Source organism: Shewanella sp. (assembly GCF_051658185.1).
Lineage (GTDB): Bacteria > Pseudomonadota > Gammaproteobacteria > Enterobacterales > Shewanellaceae > Shewanella.
Genome location: NZ_JBOFMC010000403.1, coordinates 1 through 5,420, shown reverse-complemented (window position 1 = coordinate 5,420; position 5,420 = coordinate 1). Strand labels below are relative to the sequence as shown.

At 46.9% G+C, this 5,420-nt stretch carries 7 protein-coding genes; 5 read left to right on the top strand and 2 right to left on the bottom strand.

What is annotated here, in order from left to right; all coding sequences use genetic code 11:
• The first annotated feature begins 380 nt into the window (after window positions 1-380).
• Window positions 381-740, top strand: coding sequence for a DUF2750 domain-containing protein (locus ACRCZA_RS15075; protein ID WP_438675210.1), 360 nt, complete (start codon window positions 381-383; stop codon window positions 738-740).
• Window positions 741-835: 95 nt separating this feature from the next.
• Window positions 836-1,489, top strand: a complete 654-nt coding sequence (locus tag ACRCZA_RS15070) for a hypothetical protein (RefSeq protein ID WP_438675209.1) — start codon at window positions 836-838, stop codon at window positions 1,487-1,489.
• A gap of 171 nt (window positions 1,490-1,660) precedes the next feature.
• Here the strand turns inward: ACRCZA_RS15070 and ACRCZA_RS15065 are convergent, their stop codons facing one another.
• Window positions 1,661-2,599 carry a chemotaxis protein CheV gene (locus ACRCZA_RS15065; RefSeq protein WP_438675208.1) on the bottom strand — a complete coding sequence of 313 codons (939 nt, stop codon included), beginning with the start codon at window positions 2,597-2,599 and terminating at the stop codon, window positions 1,661-1,663.
• A 234-nt stretch (window positions 2,600-2,833) separates the two neighbouring features.
• Entirely contained in the window at window positions 2,834-3,481 is a 648-nt protein-coding gene (locus tag ACRCZA_RS15060; protein WP_438675207.1) for a class I SAM-dependent methyltransferase, read from the bottom strand.
• Between the two features lie 89 nt (window positions 3,482-3,570).
• Here ACRCZA_RS15060 and ACRCZA_RS15055 point away from each other — a divergent pair, with 89 nt between their 5' ends.
• From ACRCZA_RS15055 to ACRCZA_RS15045, 3 genes are all read left to right on the top strand, one after another.
• Window positions 3,571-4,128: an LON peptidase substrate-binding domain-containing protein gene (locus ACRCZA_RS15055; RefSeq protein ID WP_438675206.1), complete on the top strand. Its 558-nt coding sequence runs from the start codon at window positions 3,571-3,573 to the stop codon at window positions 4,126-4,128.
• Between the two features lie 124 nt (window positions 4,129-4,252).
• Complete coding sequence (locus ACRCZA_RS15050) at window positions 4,253-4,915, top strand: sigma-70 family RNA polymerase sigma factor (RefSeq protein WP_438675205.1); 663 nt, start codon at window positions 4,253-4,255, stop codon at window positions 4,913-4,915.
• Window positions 4,908-5,420 (top strand): ChrR family anti-sigma-E factor (locus ACRCZA_RS15045; protein ID WP_438675204.1); only part of this gene is annotated, 513 nt, incomplete at its 3' end. The genes ACRCZA_RS15050 and ACRCZA_RS15045, both read left to right, overlap by 8 nt.

Genomic DNA, 5,420 nt, shown 5'->3' with positions numbered 1-5,420 from the left:
CGAGACCAACGTCGGCTGCGTTACACATACGGTGATGGAGCAACCCACCACAAAAGGCAAAGACCACAATATAGCTGAGTACTAAATAGCACATTCCCGAGGAATATCATGACGTAAACTCTCAAGCCTCACCACTGTGGTGCTGCAAACTGCAGCGGCAATCAGGAGCGGTAACAAGCCAAACGCTGTCATTTCGCAGTATTATCCTCAACGGTACGCTTGCACCAGTTTACACTATCCCACGGCCGACAAATACTAAGATCCCTTCCGCTATTGCTCAGTTAAACAACACAAGCAAGCTGCCCACAAAGAATCCCTTGGACTCTGTCAATGTTACCGTATAATGGGGCCATTAACGGCACACATCAAAGAGACCTATCATGACTGAAATCAATGCGGCTTTAGCTGGCTTTATCGAAAACGTAAAACAACATCAGACTCTTTGGGGCCTAATGGATGAAACTGGTGAAGGCTGGGTCGTATGCGACTCCAGTGAGTTTGAAGACACCGATGTGATGCCATTATGGTCAAGCGAACAAGCCGCTAAGTCCCATTGCAGCGACGAATGGCATGATTACCAAGCTGTGGCTATTTCACTCGAAGAGTTTTTAGAATACTGGGTATCAGATTTTAATGACGATGGCGTGTTGATCGGTGTCGATTGGCAGACCGATGAAGAATGCTTAGAGATTGATCCTATCATTCTCGCCAAAGAATTAGTGGATGTTGAAGAAGTGTAAGATCTTCTGCGCAATGGCATCAAGGTTGGACGCACACCACCCTTGATGCCAAAAATTCCACCTTTATACCACCTAGCGCTCTACCACTGATTGCCATGCCAGCGAATGCGATTCCACGGATTGATATCCCCTTCGATAAGCGCCACACCTGCTGGTTTTGTGGTGAACCCTGTGATCAGTATTTTGACTATCACAGCCAACCCCATAGCCCTCACCCTTCCCTAGCGGTCCCTTCCTGTAGTGAATGCGGCAAACTCGCCAAGCAGCACCTACTGACTTCCATTTGGGATTGCCGCATGGCAGTAAAAGATGCCCTGATGCGCATTTATGCCAAACATCTGGCGATAGGCATCAATTGGACGCAGGCAGAACTGGCAGAGTCGGAGTTTTCTTGTAAGGTCTTTGAAGGATTTAAGCAAAGCGCGTGGATGATGTACCAAATTGCCCGCGAGCGGATCAATGCGCCAGCTTGGCCCATTATGCTCGACGGGATCGCAATTGAAGATCAAGGACATCACTTAGACTTTGAGTTTAATGGCATTCGCTACAGCTCTGTGCAAGCCGCCATCGATTACTTCAGTAGCCAATTTAGCGTAGATAAGACATTTTTGGCAAAGCTCGTCAGCGTAGTCGGCAAGGCACGATTTAGTTATGCCCTCAGGCTCGCGCGTATCCATATTGCGGCAACCAAAGAACTAAAACGCCACATTTTAGCCGAACTTCAGGAAGAATTAGCCAACGATCGTTAAGTGCTGACACCGCGACCCAAACTCGCCCCGTCACAAACACCACTCACGGGGCTACTGCGGCAAATGCAACTAATGCAGCAAACGCCACAATACTAATCCTAATGCAACTCAGTGCGACTAATGCCGCAAACAAGATTTAGACCAGCGAACAGTAAAACAACAGCAACTGTATTACAGCAATTGTCTTACTCTTTGCTGCACAATATCCACCAGTAAATCAGGTTGAAATTTAGAAATAAACCGGTCGCAGCCGACTTTTTCAACCATCGCATGATTAAAGCTGCCGCTGAGCGAGGTATTTAAGGTGATAAATAAATCCGCCATAGCGTTATCGCTACGCACTTCATAAGTTAAGCGGTAACCGTCCATTTCGGGCATTTCGGCATCGGTGATCATCATTAATAATTCTTCACTGACTTTCTTGCCCTGATCTCGCCATTGCTGCAATAACTGCAAGGCTTGCAAGCCATCGGAGGCCTCAATAATTTCTATGCCCAAGGGAGATAATGTATCGCGCACTTGCCGTCTGGCGGTGGATGAATCATCAACAATCAATATTTTACGGCCGTGCATTTGCTGTAAGAGATCTTCATCGAGTACGCCCTCGGATAGCGTGACATCGTAATGAATAATTTCCGCTAATACCTTTTCCACATCAATAATGGAAACTAATTGCGATTGCCCCTGATACTCTATACGCGTAATGGCCGTGAGATAATTATGTCGACCCGCCGTTTTCGGCGGCGGCAAAATATCACTCCACGTCATATTAATAATATGCTCGACTTTACCCACCAAAAAACCTTGAACACTGCGATTATATTCCGTAATGATCATATTGGCGTCCTCGGCAGGCGGGACCGGTTTAAAGCCAATTGCCGCGCGTAAATCAATCACCGGAATCGACATCCCTCGAATATTGGCCACCCCGCAAATATGTGGATGGCAACCAGGCAGAGCATTGAGTGCCGGTAATTTCACGACTTCTTTGACTTTAAAAACATTTATCGCAAATAACTGAGTGGAATTAATCCGAAAAAGCAGCAACTCGAGGCGATTTTCACCTACCAACTTCGTTCGCTGATCGACCGTTGTGAGTATATTTGTCATAATCCGAGGGCTCCACTCAGGCGGGTATCACTTAGTTACATAGTAAAAGATGAGGCCAAATTATACCGGAAAAAAACCAAGGATAACTATGCGATGTGTCGATTTTATGTAAATAATTTCCTCTGCGCTGAATAGCTTATATGCAGTTTATGCTCAAGCAGCAATATTGCGCGATGTTATAGCACTCAATGTATTCCGCTTTAAGTGTGTACCTGCTAGCCATATCACTCCACATTATGCCGCCAGCGGGATAAGCCCGTGGGGCCTCACCTCACACGGTTTTTGGGCAAGTATCATGCCGGCAAGATTGAGCAGATTGCGCTGACATATGATGCTAAAACCTGCCTGTTCGAGGGCATCAAGTAACATAATATGAGTAAATCGGTTATGTTGAGGATGGTCAAATAAACGCCGGCTCAAGGGGTTACAAATCGCTAAACGGTATAAATCTTCAATGACAAAAAAACCTCCAGGTTTAAGCACCCTCACCACTTCTGCCACCGCCACTTGCCAATCGGGGATATGGTGAAACACCGCAAAGTTAAACACTATATCAAATTGCGCCGTGGCAAAGGGTAATTGACAGCCATCGGCCACGCTAAAATTGATGCCCGGTAACGCGCGAGCATCCTGATGCCAGCGCGCTTTCGCTGCGGCGACCATGTCGATATCAAGATCCACCGCAGTCACCCGCTCAGCACCAAAATGCGCTCGGATCACCTCAATACCCTGACCAAAACCACAACCAATCTCCAGCGCATGCTGAAAACTCGCCATCGGCTTAGGCAGCATGGACATCAATAAAGGCGCTTCAATCTTATGTTGCAGCCACACGCGCAGTGGATGTTGTACCACACGTTTTTCAAATGCATTTAACTTCATATTTGCCTCTTAAAGGAACGGTTGATTGCATTGATCAAACTCAGGTAATGATACGTAATGATAAACACATCAGTTCATTCGAGGCACCTATGAAATTACCGCTGTTTCCCTTGCCGATTTGTTTATTGCCTGAGGGCTTTACCCAACTTAGGATTTTTGAACCGCGATATAAACGCCTCGTCGCAGAATCCTTAAAATCTGCCCAAGGATTTGGCCTATGCATGCTAGAGCAACAAAGTAATCTCATTCAACCCATTGGCACCTTGGCCCATATTATTGATTTTGAAACCTTAGCCGATGGCATGCTCGGCATTCTAGTCCAAGGTATACAGCGCTTTGAGCTCAAACAATTTGTGAGTGAAAGCGATGGGCTAAAATACGGCGAGGTCACCTTGCTCGACAACTGGCCTAGGGCGCCAATCACCCCTAATGATCGCTATCTGAGCGATATGCTACACACTATTTTTAGCCAATATCCCAAACACTTGCAGCATTATCAAAAACAGCAATTTAATGATATTGCTTGGGTTTGCCAGCGATGGTTAGAGATCCTTCCCATCGCGCCGACCGACAAATATGCGTGCATAAATACACAGGATCATCTAATTGCCCGGGATTTTCTGCGCGCCATATTAAATAAACCTTGAGTGATCTTTTAGCCAAGTGACAACGTATTGCCCTGCATTCGGGTCACCCCCTAGCCCACGGCTGATGATTGGTACTCGATGGTCTCTTTTCATGGGTTATCCCCTCAGATTAAGAGTAAAAATAATGGAAAATATGCAATCACCCAGTCGGCAAAATCGGTATCATAGGGCCATACAGTCCCTTTCAGACTCGGCTATGGAAAACAATCTCCCTCACCAGGATGGCGCGGCCCCACAGGAAGAGCAGTTAGCCACATTGATGCTCAAGGTCGCTAATCATCAAGATAAAGAGGCATTTCGCCTTTTATTTTGTCACTTTATGCCCAAAGTCCGGGCTTTTGGCATGCAACGGCTACACCAACAGGGACTTGCCATGGATCTCGTGCAAGAAACCATGACCAACGTTTGGACCAAAGCCCATTTGTACAATGCAGATAAAGGTTCCGTCACCACTTGGGTTTTCACCGTCATGCGCAACCAATGTTTTGATATGTTAAGGCGGGTCCAACATAACAAAGAAGACACCTTCGGCGATGACTTGTGGCCACTGTGCGAGAGCAGTATGACCCAGGATTTGCAAACAGATCATAAGTTCACCACAAAGTTGCTGCAGCATGTAAACGCCCTCCCCCTTGCCCAACGCCAAGTCGTTCAAGGGATCTATCTACAAGAACTGACACAGCAAGAACTGGCCGATGCACTCAAAGTGCCTATAGGTACCATTAAATCACGCCTCAGATTGGGACTAGAAAAGCTAAAAAGCTTTTTGGAGACACAACATGATTAACCATCATCCCCATGACAGCTTACTCCTTGCCCATGCCAATGGAGAATTAGCCTTATCCATGTCTATTGCCATTTCGGCCCATTGTGAACTGTGCGAACAATGCCAAACAGCATTAACCGCCTACACTGAGCAAGCGGCCCGTGCCGCCTTTCATCTTGCGCCCATGTCGTCATTCTCAGCATTTTCCCCAAAGACAGACAATGACAATGCCGCCAGCCGAGGAGCCAGCGCTCAAGCGTCTTCAATCCCAGCGCCGCTCGAACACATGCTAGAACACATTTTTGCTCAGCCAACCTTAAGTGAAGCGCCGAGCAATAAGCCCATTTCTATCAAGTTAAAAAAACAAGAGTATTACCTTCCTGCAGCCTTTAAAAAACTCCATAACCGCCCATGGCAGCAGCTCGGCAAAGTCAGTCGAATGCGCTGCGATCTCGATGAAATGAATACCCGTGCCAGCCTATTGCACATAGAGCCCCTCGGTGAAATCCCCGAGCACACCCACAAA